Here is a 15298-nt window from a genome sequence, read left to right as displayed (position 1 = left end):
GAACCAGAGCAAGAAAAAAGGCTGATGAGTTGCTCATCAGCCTTTTCACAAAATCAAATTTACGGACCGTTGTCCAGTCACCCCCTGTGTCGCAGGGGGCACGAACAGCAATCAGGCTTCGCCCTTCAGCTGCTCGATGGCCACGGCCATCAACTCGGACATGGTACGGCGGATCTGATGCTCTGACTGATCAACTTTATACTCGGAAAAGTCGGCAACGATCTTGCGATAGACATCTTCCTCGCCTGGCTCTTCAAAGTCGGAACGCACCACTTCCTTGGCATATTCCACAGCGGCCACTTCATCGAGACCCATCTTTCCAGCCGCCCAAAGACCGAGCAATTTGTTCCGGCGAGCTGTCGCTTTGAAGCGCAGTTCTTCGTCATGCGCAAATCTGGCTTCAAATGCATCTTCTCGCTTGTCAAAAGTCGTCATATGGCTACTCCCCGATCCGACCGTTTTCGTCGCTCTGTTGCCCCCACCTATACTGAGCATAGGACAAAAGACAACAGGTGCGTCCTCTGTTTCCCACCGACTTTGGTCTGAGATTGGGCCCAGCTGGCCCAACGGACGGGGTTTCCTCCCCTTTTCGGTGAAACTCGATTATTACAGTTCCAATGTAGGGTGACTTATCCGCCTTCTCAACAGGCAATGAACGCATTTTCCAATCATCGGGCGATCATCCGCTGCTAAGCGGAGAGCAACCCATGCTTTCAGGCCAAAAACTCGCCGCAACAAGTGATTCAACGATTGTGATTTCATGCGGAATTCGCTAAGCAGCGAGCCATGGGGCCTATCAGAACGGCAGGGTTGAAGATCCATGATCAACACCCCCATATGCGCCCTCAAATAGGCTATAGTTCCGTAGCGCAAAGCCTGATTCTCCGGAACCGGAGAGTGTCCAAAGCGCTCCTGCCAGCCTGAAGACGCCCGACGTCGGTTGGCAGTCACAGTTTCAATGGGATCGGCCCACCTGACAACAGGCCCGGCTCCATACCAGCAAATCCGCCCACCTACGGGCTAAACAACATGGTAGAACGCTCATGAATCGTCGTCGCAGGATCTACGAAGGCAAAGCCAAAATTCTTTATGAAGGTCCAGAACCGGGCACCCTGGTCGCCCACTTCAAGGACGATGCCACCGCTTTCAACAACAAGAAGCATGAAGTCATTGACGGCAAGGGCGTTCTGAACAACCGCATCTCGGAATATATTTTTTCCAACCTCAACGAGATCGGCATCCAGACCCACTTCATCCGCCGCCTCAACATGCGTGAACAGCTGATCAAGGAATGCGAAATCATTCCTCTTGAGGTCATTGTCCGCAACGTGGCTGCAGGCTCCATTGCCAAACGTCTCGGCATTGAAGAAGGCACCCAGCTGCCTCGCTCGGTCATTGAATTCTGTTACAAGAATGACAGCCTCGATGACCCGATGGTGTCTGAGGAACACATCACCGCCTTTGGTTGGGCCAGCCCGCAGGAAATTGATGACATTATGGCACTGGCCATCCGCATCAACGACTATCTGTGTGGCATGTTCCGCGCTGTCGGCATCCGCCTTGTCGATTTCAAAATCGAATGTGGCCGCTACTTCGAAGGCGACACCATGCGTGTCATTCTCGCCGATGAGATTTCGCCCGATTCCTGCCGCCTGTGGGACATCGAATCCAACGACAAGCTGGACAAGGACCGCTTCCGCCGCGATATGGGCGGCATGCTGGAAGCCTATCAGGAAGTGGCCAAGCGCCTTGGCATCATGATCAACAGCAATCCTGAGCACAAGGGCACCGGCCCGGTTCTCGTCAAGTAAAGCGACCTATCAGAAGGCAGGGCCACCCCTGCCTTCTTCCATCCTACTCCGCCTCTTCTTTTCCGCCGCGCTATGGACGGTCAGGACAAAAAGGAACTCTCCAAAATGAAAGCACGTATCACCGTTACCCTGAAAAACGGCGTTCTCGACCCTCAGGGCAAAGCGATCGAAGGCGCTCTGGGTGCGCTGGGTTTTGATGGTGTTGACCAGGTTCGTCAGGGCAAGGTGATCGACATCGAGCTTGCCGACAGCACCGACAAGGCCGCAGCCGAGGCCAAACTGGCCGATATGTGCGAAAAGCTGCTCGCCAACACGGTGATCGAAAATTACCAGATCGACATCCTGTAATCCTTCAGGACTGTCATTTCGGTCTTTCGACGAGACGACAGAGACGGAAACAGCATGACCCTCAATGCCAATGACCAAGATCTGACCTCCGGCAGCCCCTCCCCGGTCAAAGCCGAAGAGACGCAGATCCTCGACCAGCGAGCGGAAGCGGCAAAAGCCATCCGCTTCATGGCCATCAAGGCAGCGATCTTCATTCTCATTCCGGTCATAGCCTCCGCGCTCGCCGTCTTTTTCCTTTTGTAGCTGGCCATCCCGTCAGCCCTTTCCTTCAGGAGCAGGACCCATGAAAACTGCGATCCTCGTTTTTCCCGGAACCAACCGTGAGCATGACATGGCAGCCGCTGTGCGCTCCGTCTCCGGCACAGACCCGATGATGGTCTGGCATGCTGAAACCGAAATTCCCGAGGCCGATTTGATCATTCTGCCCGGCGGCTTTTCCTATGGTGACTATCTGCGCTCCGGTGCCATTGCCGCCCGTTCGCCAATCGTTGCCGACCTTCTGGAAAAAGCAAAAAAAGGCGTCCGCATTCTGGGTGTCTGCAACGGCTTCCAGATCCTGACCGAAACCGGCATCCTGCCCGGTGCCCTGATGCGCAATGCGGGCCTGCATTTCATCTGCAAGGAAACTCTGCTGCGCGTCGAGCGCGCCGACACGATCTTTACCAAGGCCTATCAGCCAAATCAGGTGGTTCGATGCCCGGTCGCCCATCATGATGGCAATTTCTTTGCCGATGATGAGACCCTGAAAATGCTCGAAGGCGATGGCCGCGTGCTGTTCCGCTATTGCGATGCAGAAGGGGCAACCACCCCGGACGCCAACATCAATGGCTCGCTCAACAACATCGCTGGCATCATGAATGCCCGTGGCACCATCCTTGGCATGATGCCGCATCCGGAAAATCTGATCGAAGACCTGCATGGCGGCCTTGACGGTCGTGGCCTGTTTGAAAGCCTGTTGGAGAAGGTGGCATGATCCAGAACGAAATCCAGATCACCGACGAACTGATCGCCGCCCATGGCCTCAAGCCCAATGAATATGAGCATATTCTCGAGCTGATTGGTCGGACGCCAACCTTCACCGAACTTGGCATTTTCTCGGCCATGTGGAACGAGCATTGCTCTTACAAAAGTTCGAAAAAATGGCTCCGCACCCTTCCGACCAAAGGTCCGCGCGTGTTGCAAGGCCCCGGCGAGAATGCCGGTGTGGTCGACATTGATGATGGACAGGCCGTGGTCTTCAAAATGGAAAGCCACAACCACCCCTCCTACATCGAGCCTTATCAGGGCGCAGCCACCGGCGTTGGCGGCATCCTGCGCGACGTCTTCACCATGGGGGCCCGCCCGATTGCTGCGATGAATGCCCTGCGCTTTGGCATGCCCGATCATGAACGCACCCGACATGTGGTGTCCGGCGTCGTTGCCGGTGTCGGCGGCTATGGCAACAGCTTCGGCGTGCCGACCGTTGGCGGCGAAGTCAATTTTGACGCCTCTTACAATGGCAACTGTCTGGTGAATGCCTTTGCCGCAGGTCTTGCGGATGCTGACAAGATCTTCCTGTCCGAAGCCAAGGGTGTCGGCATGCCGGTTGTCTATCTTGGCGCCAAAACCGGCCGTGACGGCGTTGGCGGGGCGACCATGGCCTCAGCAGAGTTTGACGAGGACAGCGAAGAGAAGCGTCCTACCGTTCAGGTTGGCGACCCCTTCAGCGAAAAGCGCCTGATGGAAGCCACCCTCGAGTTGATGCAGACCGGTGCCGTTATCGCCATTCAGGATATGGGTGCCGCTGGCCTCACCTGTTCGGCCGTTGAAATGGGCGCGAAAGGCAATCTCGGCGTCGATCTGGACCTCAACAAGGTGCCAGTGCGCGAAGAGAATATGTCCGCCTATGAAATGATGCTGTCTGAATCGCAGGAACGCATGCTGATGGTTCTGCACCCAGAGAAGCGCGAAGCCGCCGAAGCGGTCTTCCGCAAATGGGAGCTGGACTTTGCCGAAGTGGGCGTCACCACCGACACTCTGCGCTTCCGCATCTATCACAATGGCGAAATGGTCGCCGACCTGCCGATCAAGGAACTGGGTGACGAAGCCCCGGAATATGATCGCCCATGGGTCGAAAGCCCGAAACTGGCCAAAATCGATAATGCCAGCGTCACCGCCCCAGCCGACCTGCTTGAAAGCCTCGTTAAGATGGTTGGCAGCCCGGATCTCTCCTCCCGCCGCTGGGTTTGGGAACAATATGACACTATGATTCAGGGCAACACCAAACAACGTCCGGGTGGCGATGCTGGTGTGATCCGCGTGAACGGCACCAACAAAGGCCTTGCCTTGACCGTTGACGTGACCCCGCGCTATTGCAAGGCCGACCCATTTGAAGGCGGCAAACAGGCCGTTGCTGAAAGCTGGCGCAACCTCAATGCCGTTGGCGCAGAACCACTGGCCACCACTGACAACCTCAATTTCGGCAATCCCGAAAAGCCCGAAATTATGGGCCAGTTTGTTGGCTGCATCAAAGGCCTTGGCGCTGCCTGCGAAGCGCTCGCCATGCCAATCGTCTCGGGCAATGTGTCGCTTTATAACGAGACCACCGGCGATGCCATTCTGCCGACCCCGGCCATTGGTGCTGTGGGCCTTTTGCCGGACGTTTCCGTCTCGGTCGGCAATGCCTTTGTCGCGGAGGGCGACGCCATCCTGTTGATCGGCGGTCATGGTGTGGAAATGGGCCAGAGCCTCTATCTGCGCGATATGCTGGGCCGGGAAGAAGGCGCACCACCACCGGTGGATCTGGCGCTTGAAAAACAGACCGGCGATTTTGTCCGCACCGCCATCCGCGCGGGTGAGATCAACGCAGCCCACGACATTTCCGATGGCGGCCTTGGCGTCGCTCTGGCGGAAATGGCCATGCGCTCTGCTCTTGGCTGTGCCGTGGAACTGCCCACAGAAGCGACACATATTGCCTTCTATGCCGAAGATCAGGCCCGCTATGTGGTCACCTGTGCGGCAGACAAGGCAGAAAGCGTGATGGCCAAGGCGAAAGAAGCTGGCATCCAGATCGACCAGCTTGGTCAGGTTGGCGGCGATGCCTTTGCCCTGATCGGTCATGGACAGATCACCGTGGACAGCCTGAAGGTCGCCCACGAGAGCTGGTTCCCAACCTTCATGGCAGGTGAGCTCTGATCGCTCAAATGGCGAAAACAAAGCCCGCCTGACCCGTAAGGTCCTATCCCGATTGGCGCGGGGCGACGAAGGAATGATCGTCGCCCCGCGCTTCATTGGGTATTGTCTGATATTTCATCTTGACCGGAACCGCTCAGTCGTAAGACCCTTGAATTGGCGAACATTCTTCCTGTCAAGCCTTGAAAGACGGACCGGACAGACCAAATTCAGACAAGATAGTGAATACGCGCAATTGCGTAATCAAATCTTCTCTGCCAAAATTGAAGACGAGGAGAGCAGCATGCCTATGGACGCAAGTGAAATTGAAAGCCTTATCAAGGAAGCCTTGCCCGACGCCAAAGTGGTGATCCGTGATCTCGCAGGAGATGGCGACCATTTTGCCGCCGAAGTGGTTTCGGAAAGCTTCCGCGACAAGTCTCGTGTTCAGCAACACCAGATGATCTATGACGCCCTGAAGGGCAATATGGGCGGTGCGCTGCATGCGCTCGCGCTTCAGACATCAGTCCCGGATTGATCCTTCAACCGGCATTCTGCCTCTGGACGATCACACCTTCCCCCCCGGCGGTACGTGATCGGACAATGAGCCCCCGAAGATACCCAAAGGACGGACATATGAGCGATATCCAGGCATGGATCGACAATGAAGTCAAAAGCAACGACATCGTGCTTTTCATGAAAGGCACCCCTTCTTTCCCGCAGTGCGGCTTTTCCGGTCAGGTAGCCCAGATCATGGACTATCTCGACGTGCCCTATAAAGGCGTCAACGTGCTGGAAAATGACGAAGTGCGTCAGGGCATCAAGGACTATTCCAACTGGCCAACCATCCCCCAGCTCTATGTGAAGGGTGAGTTTGTTGGCGGGTGCGACATCGTCCGCGAAATGTTCCAGACTCAGGAATTGCAGCAGCTGATCAATTCCAAAGTAACCGCCTGAATGGCCACCTGATACGGTTTCCAAAACGGCACGCAAAAGCCCGGTCCACATGGCCGGGCTTTTTTGTTACCTGTATCGCCTCAAAATACTGCCAGCCGCCAAAAAGCACAACACAAGGCCCATGACCATGCTTAACGGTTACCCCGTTAAGATCACCTTTTTGGAAACCGGGCATCAAAATCACAAAGATGAGTCATTTGAATCCCTTGCAATAGATTACTAACAAAGTGATTCAACTATAACTTACCAAGAGCAAGTATGGCGAGAGATCCAGTCACGAATCCGGTTTTCGGTTAAACCGCACACAAACCTTCTGCAAAACCACCTTGGTCAACGCTCATGCATGGTGAGGAAATCGCTTGTCAGCGCCGCCATGGCGCCACAGCCGTCATTGTCATCGCTATCGTCGCCGGCGCGGTCATCCTCGACAGACAGGCCAGCAAAGTCGAACAGTTTCGTATCGAGCATATGAGAGGGCCGAATGTTTGACAGAGCGCGGAACATCACCTGCGTCCGCCCCTTATGCTGCGCCTCAAAGCCCTGCAACATCGCTTTGACTTGCTGGCGCTGCAAACCATCCTGTGAGCCACACAGGTCGCATGGAATGATCGGGAATTGCATCAAATCGGCAAACTTGGCCAGATCCGCTTCCTCGCAATAGGCCAGCGGCCGGAACAGCATCAGATCCCCTTCTTCATTCTTCAGCTTCGGCGGCATCGTCGCCAAACGCCCCCCATGCAGCAGATTGAGGAAGAATGTCTCCAAAATATCGTCCCGATGATGACCGAGCAGCACCGCGTCACAGCCATGTTCCCGCGCCACACGATAGAGATTGCCGCGTCTGAGCCGCGAGCAGAGAGAGCAATAGGTATTGCCTTCCGGGATCTTCTCCTTGACGATCGAATAAGTGTCCTGCCGCTCGATATGATAAGGGATCTCGTGCTCTTCAAAAAAGCGCGGCAATACATCGGACGGGAAGCCCGGCTGCGCCTGATCCAGATTACAGGCCAACAGATCCGCATCGAGCAGACCACGCCATTTCAGATCGAGCAAGATCGCCAGAAGCGCATAGGAATCCTTGCCGCCCGACAGACAGACCAGCCATTTCTGCTTGGCGGTCGACATATTGTAATCATCCATTGCCGCGCGCACATTGCGCAGAAGCCGCTTCCTCAGCTTCTTGAAGGCAACCGAACTCGGCACCTTGCGAAACATCGGATGGCACAGATCATCCTCTTCCTCACGGCTGTCAGGATCTAGAATGGCGGATGGTGAAAGCTCGGTCATGAAGCGGATTCCCGGTCAGTGAAGTCGCGCTCGCTTTAGCAAAAGCCGGAGCGAAACACAAGGCGCAGGAGAAGGCGAGGAAAGGACCAGAACAGCAAAAAGGCCACCTGAACAGGCGGCCTTTTCGAATTCGGTAAGCGTGTTTCCAGTCCCATTAACGGGAGTAGAATTCGACCACGAGGTTTGGTTCCATGACAACAGGGTATGGAACGTCAGCCAGCTGTGGCATCGCTTTGTAGGTAGCGACCATTTTGTTGTGATCCGCTTCGATATAGTCAGGCACATCGCGCTCGGCCAGCTGGGTGGCTTCCAGAACGATAGCGAGCTGCTTGGAACGATCACGCACTTCCACAACATCGCCAACTTTCAGGCGGTAGGAAGGAATGTTGACGCGCTTGCCGTTCACTTTGACATGGCCGTGGTTGACGAACTGACGAGCAGCGAACACGGTCGGAACGAATTTTGCGCGGTATACGATCGCGTCCAGACGGGACTCGAGCAGACCAATCAGGTTCTCGGAGGTATCGCCCTTGATGCGGCTTGCTTCTTTGTAGATGCGCAGGAAGTGCTTCTCGGAGATGTTGCCGTAGTAGCCTTTCAGCTTCTGCTTTGCGCGGAGCTGCAGACCAAAGTCAGACAGTTTGCCTTTACGGCGCTGACCATGCTGGCCTGGGCCATATTCACGACGGTTAACCGGAGACTTAGGACGGCCCCAGATATTTTCGCCCATACGGCGGTCAATTTTGTATTTCTGCGAATGGCGCTTAGACATCGCGTGTTTTCCTTTTGGCTTCTTTTTGTAAGAAAACGCGCCCCTCCTAGAAACAAGACCCGAAAAAGGTCAGCTTCGACAGAGACAAGAAGATGCGCCCCTCTCGTCTCACGGGTGCGTTAAAATCAAAGGGGGCCCATCAGGAGCCCCGCAGCGATTGACAGGTGTTTAGTGGGTTTACCGGCGGGAGTCAAACACCTTGAAGGCAAAATCTCCACTTTTTGGGGCTTTTTCGCATTTTTCAAAGCCCCTGGAGAGCCCTTTTGCTCTTTATGCAGCCCGTTCAACCAAAGCCGCCCAGGCGCGTTCCAGACGCGCTTGCCCATCCCCTGTCGCCAGAAAACGGATCCGCTCGGTGATTTGTGCAGCACCGAGCCGTTCGCCCGCCAGGCAATCCTGCCATTCCTGTTGCAGCAAATGCATCACCCGTCGTGCCACCGCCGGTGCTGGATCAAGCCACAGAACGGGGTGCTCCACCACCTTCTGCAGCATGGGCAGGATCAACGGATAATGAGTGCAGCCCAGCACCACGACATCAATCGTTGCCGAATTTGGCCCCTCAAACAGAGCCGCAATGTCAGCCCGAAGGACATCGAGATCACAGAAGCCTTCCAGCACAAAACGTTCCGCAAGCCCGGCCAACCGATGACAGGCAATCAGATCAACCTCGCAGCCCTGCGCATGATCGCGCACCAAGTCCCGCGTCAACGACCGACGGATGGTGCCCGGTGTCGCCAAGACCGCGAAATGCCCGCTATGGCTCGCCCGCGCCGCGGGTTTGATGCCCGGCACAATTCCGACAATCGGGATTGGGAATACGGCCCGCAGCCGCTCGAGCGCAACGGTCGAGGCGGTGTTGCAAGCAATGACAATCAGATCGGGGGCAATATCCGCGCAAGCCGCCGCCAGCAAGACCTCCAGCCCGTCGATCAGCGCTTCGTCACGCAAATCCCCATAGGGGAAGCGGGCATCATCCGCCAGATAGACATAATCGGCATAAGGTAGGGTGGCGACCAGCGCCGAAAGCACTGACAAGCCACCAAAGCCGGAATCAAACACCAATATGCGTGGATCTTTTGCGCGACGCATGGGATTCTCCGATCCATCCTGAGACCGTTCGACCGGAATGGCCTCTAGCGATGATTGCGCTCATGACGCCGTTGCAAAGCCGCAATCACGCCACGCAACGTGCGGACTTCCTGTTCCGCCCAGTCGCCTTTTTGCATAATGGTTCGCAGGTTGCGCACCATATGCTCGCGCTTTTCTGGGGGGCGGAAGAAATTGACCTCATCAAGCGCCTCTTCCAGATGGTTGAACAAATGCACCATGTCGTCCTTGCTGGCACGCGGGACGTCCGGCGTCTCGAACGGCAAGGAACCAGCCCGCTCACCGCCCGACATGCGCCATTCATAACAGATGATCAGAACGGCCTGCGCAATATTCAGCGACGCAAAATCCGGATCCACCGGCAACGTCAGAATTTCGTTGGCCAGCACCACTTCGTCATTGTTGAGGCCCCAGCGCTCACGCCCAAACAATATGCCGACCTTACCGCCTTTTGCCACTTCCTGCCGCATGATCTGGGCGGCTTCCACCGGGTGGCGCACGGTCTTGAGCATGTCCCGCTGGCGGGCGGTCGTGGCATAGACGAAATCGAGATCGGCCAAAGCCTCTTCGAGGGTTTCAAAAATCTCGGTCTTCTCGATCACATGATCGGCGCGGCTCGCAGCGTTGCGGGCCTTCTCGCTCGGCCAGCCGTCACGCGGCCGCACGAGCCGCAAGTCCGTTACACCAAAATTGGCCATGGCGCGCGCCGCCGTTCCGATATTCTCACCCAATTGGGGCTCGACCAGAATGATCACCGGGTCCATTCGATTTCCGTCTTTCTCTTAAGAGTCTGCTTTAATGTGTTGGCCCGTGTAGTGACCGAATCCGCCCCGCATTGCAAGACCCCTGCCCCGATTGACGAGATCAGGGGAAAAATTCTGTGCGGGAAACTGCGATTTTGCGCTGATTGTCGACTAAGTATGGCCCCATCTGCCCTATGCCACGCCTTCGACCAATGCTATAGCAGCCTCACACTCACTTACCGCTTGGTCAGGGGTGGCAGCAACTTGGCCCCATCTGGAAAACTGCCGCTCATGTGACCCGGCTTCTCAAAGACGAGGTCTGAGACATGTCGAAAATCAAGGTAGACAACCCTGTCGTGGAACTGGACGGCGATGAAATGACCCGGATTATCTGGGATCTGATCAAGACAAAGCTGATCCTTCCCTATCTGGACATTGATCTGAAATATTACGATTTGGGCATTGAGGAACGCGACAGAACCGACGACAAGATCACAGTCGACGCGGCGGAAGCCATCAAGGAACATGGCGTCGGGATCAAATGTGCCACCATCACCCCGGACGAACAACGCGTCGAGGAATTCAACCTCAAACGCATGTATCGGTCGCCAAACGGCACCATCCGCAACATTCTTGGCGGTGTCGTCTTCCGCCAGCCGATCATCTGCCGCAATGTGCCGCGCCTCGTGCCGGGCTGGACCAAGCCGATCGTCATTGGTCGCCATGCATTCGGCGATCAGTATCGCGCGACCGACTTCCTGTTCCCGGGCAAGGGCAAACTGACCATGAAGTTTGTCGGTGAAGACGGCACAATCATCGAAAAGGAAGTCTATGACGCGCCTGCCGCCGGCGTGGCGATGGGCATGTACAATCTGGACGAATCCATCCGCGATTTCGCCAGAGCCTCCTTCAATTATGGTCTTAATATTGGCTGGCCGGTTTTCCTGTCGACAAAGAACACCATCCTTAAAGCCTATGACGGCCGCTTCAAGGATCTGTTTCAGGAAGTCTATGAGCAAGAATTTGAAGCAGACTTCAAGAAAAAGGGCATCCATTACGAGCATCGCCTGATCGACGACATGGTCGCTTGCTGCATGAAATGGAATGGTGGTTTTGTCTGGGCCACCAAGAATTATGACGGCGACGTCCAGTCAGACACGGTGGCGCAGGGCTTTGGATCGCTCGGCCTGATGACCTCGCAACTGATGACTCCGGACGGCAGAATCGTTGAAGCCGAAGCGGCCCACGGTACGGTCACCCGTCACTACCGCCAGCATCAGCGCGGCGAAGAGACCTCCACCAACTCCATCGCCTCGATCTTTGCATGGACCGGTGGCCTGAAGCATCGCGCCAAACTTGACGAGAATATGGGTTTGGCCGCCTTTGCTTCGACGCTCGAAAAAGTCATCGTGGAAACCGTCGAAAACGGCCAGATGACCAAGGACCTCGCTCTACTGGTTGGACCGGATCAGCATTGGCTGTCGACCACCGGCTTCCTTGATGCCGTGGACCAGAATCTCCAAAAAGCGATGGGTTAAACCAAGCGACAAATCTCAGATCTGAACAAAGTGCATCATCGGCATCCTCTCATGCTGGTGATGCATCCATCAGCGGACCAAGCGCCCCGCTGTAAAGCATGCCAATTCGATCCGGCAGGCCTTCCAAATTCCTGACCTTGCCATTCAGTGAAATCAAATCCCCCATAGAACAAAGACGTGAAATTAAAATTCACAACTATAAATGTCTGGTTTCAGCATAAAGTCCCCATTTTCCAGAATCAGAATTAATATAATCTCTGCTATATACTTGTCATTTTTAACTAATAAAAGCTGCAACCATATAGGATATTTATCTAGAAGCGAAAGTTGCACCCAAGACTATGTTTAAAAACAAATATTTTTCATAAATTACGCTGCTCGATTCAACTTGATACAGAGATTTACTATTTACCGCCCTGTCATTTTGAGATACGAGAAAAGCGGCTCCTAGTAGCCAGTGGCTACCTGATCACCCGCTTGCCCACCAACTCGATTGGTCAGGTAGCCACATTTGACCCGCCGAGCATAGCTCAGCGTCTCTCCCCAACAGCATGAAAGCCAGAAACAAGAAAAGGCCAGCACGAAGCCAGCCTTTTTGCCGTTTCATTTTTTCTTGCTTCTCAGCGCAATCGCTTGGACCCCCATATGGGCTGACAGAATCCCGAAAAACCACCCGGGATCCGTCATTGTTCAAGCAGACGCTGCCTCTTAAGCCGAAGCAATGATGTCCTTGATTGCTGCGATCGCGGCCTCTGCCTGATCAGCATCCTTGCCACCAGCCTGAGCCATGTCTGGGCGACCACCGCCACCGCGGCCGCCAAGCACTTCAGCCGCTTTCTTGACAAGGTCAACGGCGCTCAGCTTGCCCGTCAGATCGTCAGTCACCCCAACCACGACACCAACCTTGCCATCCTCGGACACGGCAATCATCACCACCACGCCAGAACCAAGGCTCTCCTTGCCCTGATCGACCAGACCTTTGAGATCCTTCGGTGAGACGCCTTCGGCAACACGGGCCATGAATTTGACACCAGCCACCTCTTCAACCGCATCTCCGCCAGCGGCACCTCCGCCCATGGCCAATTTGCGGCGGGCATCGGCCAGCTCTTTCTCCATTTTCTTGCGATCTGCCACCAATGCTTCAAGGCGATCGAGCAAGTCGTTTGGCGACACCTTGAGCACAGCGGCTGCGTCTTTCACCCGCGCGTCCTGCTCTTGCAGATAAGTCCGGGCCGCATTGCCGGTCAGCGCCTCGATACGGCGCACTCCGCCTGCAACAGCCCCTTCGGACACGATAGTCATCAAACCGATATCACCGGTGCGCTTGACATGGGTACCGCCACACAGCTCGACCGAATAGGTCTTGCCAGCTTTCTCGCCGTGCACTGCCTGTCCCATCGATACAACACGGACTTCATCGCCATATTTCTCGCCGAACAAAGCCATGGCACCGGCTTCAATTGCATCATCGACTGCCATGATGCGGGTTTCCACCGCTCCATTCTGCAGCACGATCTCATTGACCTGTGCTTCGATCGTGCGCATCTCATCCTCGTCCACCGGCTTCTGGTGCGAGAAGTCGAACCGCAGGCGCTCCGGGCTGACCATCGAACCTTTCTGATTGACATGCTCACCGAGCGTTTCGCGCAGGGCTTCATGCAACAGGTGGGTCGCGGAGTGGTTGGCACGAATAGCCGCACGGCGCTCAACAGCCACTTTCAGCTCAAGCGGGGTTTCGCGCTTGATCGTGCCTTCAACTAGTCTACCCAGATGAACGAACATGCCGCCCGCTTTTTTGACGGTATCGGAGACCTCAAAGCGCACACCTTCACCCAACAACACGCCTTTGTCGCCAACCTGACCACCGGATTCGCCATAGAATGGGGTCTGATTGAGTATGAGGGCCGCTTCGTCGCCCGCCTCGATGGCATCCACTTCAGCGCCATCTTTCACCAGAGCCACAACAGACCCTTCGGCGCTTTCGGTTTCATAGCCAAGGAAGTCAGTCGCCCCGACCTTTTCGCTGACATCAAACCACACCGCTTCGGTTGCCGCTTCACCAGATCCGGCCCAGTTGGCGCGGGCTTCAGCTTTCTGTCGACCCATAGCGGTGTCAAACCCATCCGTATCCACTTCAATGGAACGGGCACGCAGAGCATCCTGCGTCAGATCGAGCGGGAAGCCATAGGTGTCATAGAGCTTGAACGCAGTCTCACCATCCAGACGATCCCCCTGGCCCATGCCGTCGGTCGCATCATCCAGCAACTGCAGGCCGCGCGACAGGGTCTTGCCGAACCGGCTTTCTTCAAGCTTCAGGGTTTCGGTGATCAATGGCTCGGCACGGACCAGTTCCGGATAGGCCTGCCCCATTTCACGGATCAGGGTGGGCACCATTTTATAGATGATCGGATCCTGTGAGCCGAGAAGGCGGGCATGACGCATCGCGCGGCGCATGATACGGCGCAGAACATAGCCACGGCCATCGGACGCAGGCAGAATGCCATCGGAAATCAGGAAGGCCGTCGAGCGCAAATGGTCAGCAATCACCCGGTGGCTGGCAGCCGCATCGCCTTGCTCCTCAACACCGGTCAAATCCACGCTATTCTGGATCAGGGCACGGAACAAATCGGTCTGGTAATTGTCGTGCGTGCCTTGCAGAACCGCAGCAACACGCTCGAGGCCCATGCCGGTATCAATCGAGGGTTTCGGCAAATCGATGCGCTCATCCGGTGTCACCTGCTCATATTGCATGAAGACCAGATTCCAGATCTCAATGAAGCGGTCGCCATCTTCTTCAGGGCTGCCCGGAGGTCCACCCCAGATATGATCGCCATGATCAAAGAAAATTTCGGAACAGGGACCACACGGGCCCGTTTCGCCCATCGACCAGAAGTTATCGCTCGTCGGAATGCGAATGATCTTCTCATCCGGCAGACCTGCAATCTTCTTCCATAGATCAAAGGCTTCATCATCCTCGTGATAGACAGTGACCAGCAGCTTGTCCTTGGGCAGACCGAATTCTTTGGTGATCAGGTTCCAGGACAGCTCGATGGCATCTTCCTTGAAATAATCACCAAAGGAAAAGTTGCCTAGCATCTCAAAGAAGGTGTGGTGACGTGCCGTATAGCCGACATTGTCCAGATCGTTATGCTTGCCACCAGCACGGATACATTTCTGAGAGGTTACGGCACGGCTGTAGTCGCGATGCTCCAGACCCGTAAACACATTCTTGAACTGAACCATGCCCGCATTGGTGAACATCAATGTCGGATCATTGCGTGGAACCAACGGGCTGGAATCCACGATTTCGTGACCATGGTCACCGAAATAGTTCAGGAATGTCGACCGAATTTCATTTACACCGCTCATGACGCACCAATCATTGTTTCTCTTCAAGGAAGAGCATCAGCCCCCCGGCGCCTTGCTCCATATCATCCAAGATATGGCCTTCACGCCTTGTCCTTGCATCTTGCCCTTTTGCCTTGTCTCATCAACCTCGCCATGCCTCTTGGGCATGTCCCATCCGACCATGATCGGCTCAGACAGGTGCGACATTGAAGACTATCACCGAGCGGTTTTAGCGAG

Annotated in this window: 14 protein-coding genes; 8 read left to right on the top strand and 6 right to left on the bottom strand. The window is 55.5% G+C overall.

Annotation, left to right across the window (positions count from 1 at the left end):
* Nucleotides 1–111: 111 nt before the first annotated feature.
* Nucleotides 112–435: a DUF1476 domain-containing protein gene (locus tag FDK21_RS02755; RefSeq protein ID WP_114009290.1), complete on the bottom strand. Its 324-nt coding sequence runs from the start codon at nucleotides 433–435 to the stop codon at nucleotides 112–114.
* 608 nt (nucleotides 436–1043) lie between these two features.
* On the opposite strand from FDK21_RS02755, the gene purC reads away from it, so the two are divergent.
* The 7 genes from purC to grxD all read left to right on the top strand — a co-directional run bounded on the left by purC (nucleotide 1044) and on the right by grxD (nucleotide 6266).
* Nucleotides 1044–1811 carry a phosphoribosylaminoimidazolesuccinocarboxamide synthase gene (gene purC, locus FDK21_RS02750; RefSeq protein WP_114009291.1) on the top strand — a complete coding sequence of 256 codons (768 nt, stop codon included), beginning with the start codon at nucleotides 1044–1046 and terminating at the stop codon, nucleotides 1809–1811.
* Between the two features lie 105 nt (nucleotides 1812–1916).
* Entirely contained in the window at nucleotides 1917–2159 is a 243-nt protein-coding gene (purS, locus tag FDK21_RS02745) for a phosphoribosylformylglycinamidine synthase subunit PurS (protein WP_138147431.1), read from the top strand.
* A 54-nt stretch (nucleotides 2160–2213) separates the two neighbouring features.
* Entirely contained in the window at nucleotides 2214–2402 is a 189-nt protein-coding gene (locus FDK21_RS02740; protein WP_138147430.1) for a phosphoribosylformylglycinamidine synthase-associated small membrane protein, read from the top strand.
* A 40-nt stretch (nucleotides 2403–2442) separates the two neighbouring features.
* A complete protein-coding gene (gene purQ / locus FDK21_RS02735) occupies nucleotides 2443–3132 on the top strand; it encodes a phosphoribosylformylglycinamidine synthase subunit PurQ (protein ID WP_138147429.1) in 690 nt (229 codons plus the stop codon).
* The gene (purL, locus tag FDK21_RS02730; RefSeq protein WP_138147428.1) at nucleotides 3129–5333 is read left to right on the top strand and encodes a phosphoribosylformylglycinamidine synthase subunit PurL; all 2205 of its coding nucleotides are present in this window, start codon (nucleotides 3129–3131) and stop codon (nucleotides 5331–5333) included. Before purQ ends, purL begins: the two co-directional genes overlap by 4 nt.
* A 280-nt stretch (nucleotides 5334–5613) precedes the next feature.
* Nucleotides 5614–5847 carry a BolA family transcriptional regulator gene (locus FDK21_RS02725; RefSeq protein WP_114009694.1) on the top strand — a complete coding sequence of 78 codons (234 nt, stop codon included), beginning with the start codon at nucleotides 5614–5616 and terminating at the stop codon, nucleotides 5845–5847.
* A gap of 98 nt (nucleotides 5848–5945) precedes the next feature.
* Complete coding sequence (grxD, locus tag FDK21_RS02720; protein ID WP_114009295.1) at nucleotides 5946–6266, top strand: Grx4 family monothiol glutaredoxin; 321 nt, start codon at nucleotides 5946–5948, stop codon at nucleotides 6264–6266.
* 330 nt (nucleotides 6267–6596) lie between these two features.
* Here grxD and ttcA read toward each other — a convergent pair whose 3' ends face one another.
* The 4 genes from ttcA to FDK21_RS02700 form a co-directional block, all read right to left on the bottom strand.
* Entirely contained in the window at nucleotides 6597–7481 is an 885-nt protein-coding gene (ttcA, locus tag FDK21_RS02715) for a tRNA 2-thiocytidine(32) synthetase TtcA (protein WP_246657505.1), read from the bottom strand.
* A gap of 226 nt (nucleotides 7482–7707) precedes the next feature.
* Nucleotides 7708–8325: a 30S ribosomal protein S4 gene (gene rpsD, locus FDK21_RS02710; protein ID WP_114009297.1), complete on the bottom strand. Its 618-nt coding sequence runs from the start codon at nucleotides 8323–8325 to the stop codon at nucleotides 7708–7710.
* Between the two features lie 270 nt (nucleotides 8326–8595).
* Entirely contained in the window at nucleotides 8596–9414 is an 819-nt protein-coding gene (murI, locus tag FDK21_RS02705; RefSeq protein WP_138147426.1) for a glutamate racemase, read from the bottom strand.
* A gap of 44 nt (nucleotides 9415–9458) precedes the next feature.
* Nucleotides 9459–10196, bottom strand: a complete 738-nt coding sequence (locus FDK21_RS02700) for an RNA methyltransferase (RefSeq protein WP_138147425.1) — start codon at nucleotides 10194–10196, stop codon at nucleotides 9459–9461.
* A 305-nt stretch (nucleotides 10197–10501) separates the two neighbouring features.
* Between FDK21_RS02700 and FDK21_RS02695 the strand changes: the two genes are divergently transcribed.
* A complete protein-coding gene (locus tag FDK21_RS02695) occupies nucleotides 10502–11713 on the top strand; it encodes an NADP-dependent isocitrate dehydrogenase (RefSeq protein WP_138147424.1) in 1212 nt (403 codons plus the stop codon).
* Between the two features lie 708 nt (nucleotides 11714–12421).
* On the opposite strand, the gene alaS is transcribed toward FDK21_RS02695, so the two are convergent.
* On the bottom strand, nucleotides 12422–15082 hold the full coding sequence (gene alaS, locus FDK21_RS02690; protein WP_138147423.1) for an alanine--tRNA ligase: 2661 nt from the start codon (nucleotides 15080–15082) through the stop codon (nucleotides 12422–12424).
* Between the last annotated feature and the right edge of the window lie 216 nt (nucleotides 15083–15298).

It is taken from the genome of Cohaesibacter sp. CAU 1516, assembly GCF_005771485.1.
Taxonomy (GTDB): Bacteria; Pseudomonadota; Alphaproteobacteria; order Rhizobiales; family Cohaesibacteraceae; genus Cohaesibacter; species Cohaesibacter intestini.
This window is presented reverse-complemented; position numbering and strand designations above follow the sequence as displayed.

Excerpts from the sequence above, each read along its gene's own strand:
- FDK21_RS02755 (WP_114009290.1), bottom strand. The coding sequence starts at position 435 with ATGACGACTTTTGACAAGCGAGAAGATGCATTTGAAGCCAGATTTGCG.
- grxD (WP_114009295.1), top strand. The coding sequence starts at position 5,946 with ATGAGCGATATCCAGGCATGGATCGACAATGAAGTCAAAAGCAACGAC.
- purL (WP_138147428.1), top strand. The coding sequence starts at position 3,129 with ATGATCCAGAACGAAATCCAGATCACCGACGAACTGATCGCCGCCCAT.
- FDK21_RS02695 (WP_138147424.1), top strand. The coding sequence starts at position 10,502 with ATGTCGAAAATCAAGGTAGACAACCCTGTCGTGGAACTGGACGGCGAT.
- FDK21_RS02725 (WP_114009694.1), top strand. The coding sequence starts at position 5,614 with ATGCCTATGGACGCAAGTGAAATTGAAAGCCTTATCAAGGAAGCCTTG.
- murI (WP_138147426.1), bottom strand. The coding sequence starts at position 9,414 with ATGCGTCGCGCAAAAGATCCACGCATATTGGTGTTTGATTCCGGCTTT.
- alaS (WP_138147423.1), bottom strand. The coding sequence starts at position 15,082 with ATGAGCGGTGTAAATGAAATTCGGTCGACATTCCTGAACTATTTCGGT.
- FDK21_RS02740 (WP_138147430.1), top strand. The coding sequence starts at position 2,214 with ATGACCCTCAATGCCAATGACCAAGATCTGACCTCCGGCAGCCCCTCC.
- ttcA (WP_246657505.1), bottom strand. The coding sequence starts at position 7,481 with ATGTTTCGCAAGGTGCCGAGTTCGGTTGCCTTCAAGAAGCTGAGGAAG.
- purC (WP_114009291.1), top strand. The coding sequence starts at position 1,044 with ATGAATCGTCGTCGCAGGATCTACGAAGGCAAAGCCAAAATTCTTTAT.
- purS (WP_138147431.1), top strand. The coding sequence starts at position 1,917 with ATGAAAGCACGTATCACCGTTACCCTGAAAAACGGCGTTCTCGACCCT.
- FDK21_RS02700 (WP_138147425.1), bottom strand. The coding sequence starts at position 10,196 with ATGGACCCGGTGATCATTCTGGTCGAGCCCCAATTGGGTGAGAATATC.
- rpsD (WP_114009297.1), bottom strand. The coding sequence starts at position 8,325 with ATGTCTAAGCGCCATTCGCAGAAATACAAAATTGACCGCCGTATGGGC.
- purQ (WP_138147429.1), top strand. The coding sequence starts at position 2,443 with ATGAAAACTGCGATCCTCGTTTTTCCCGGAACCAACCGTGAGCATGAC.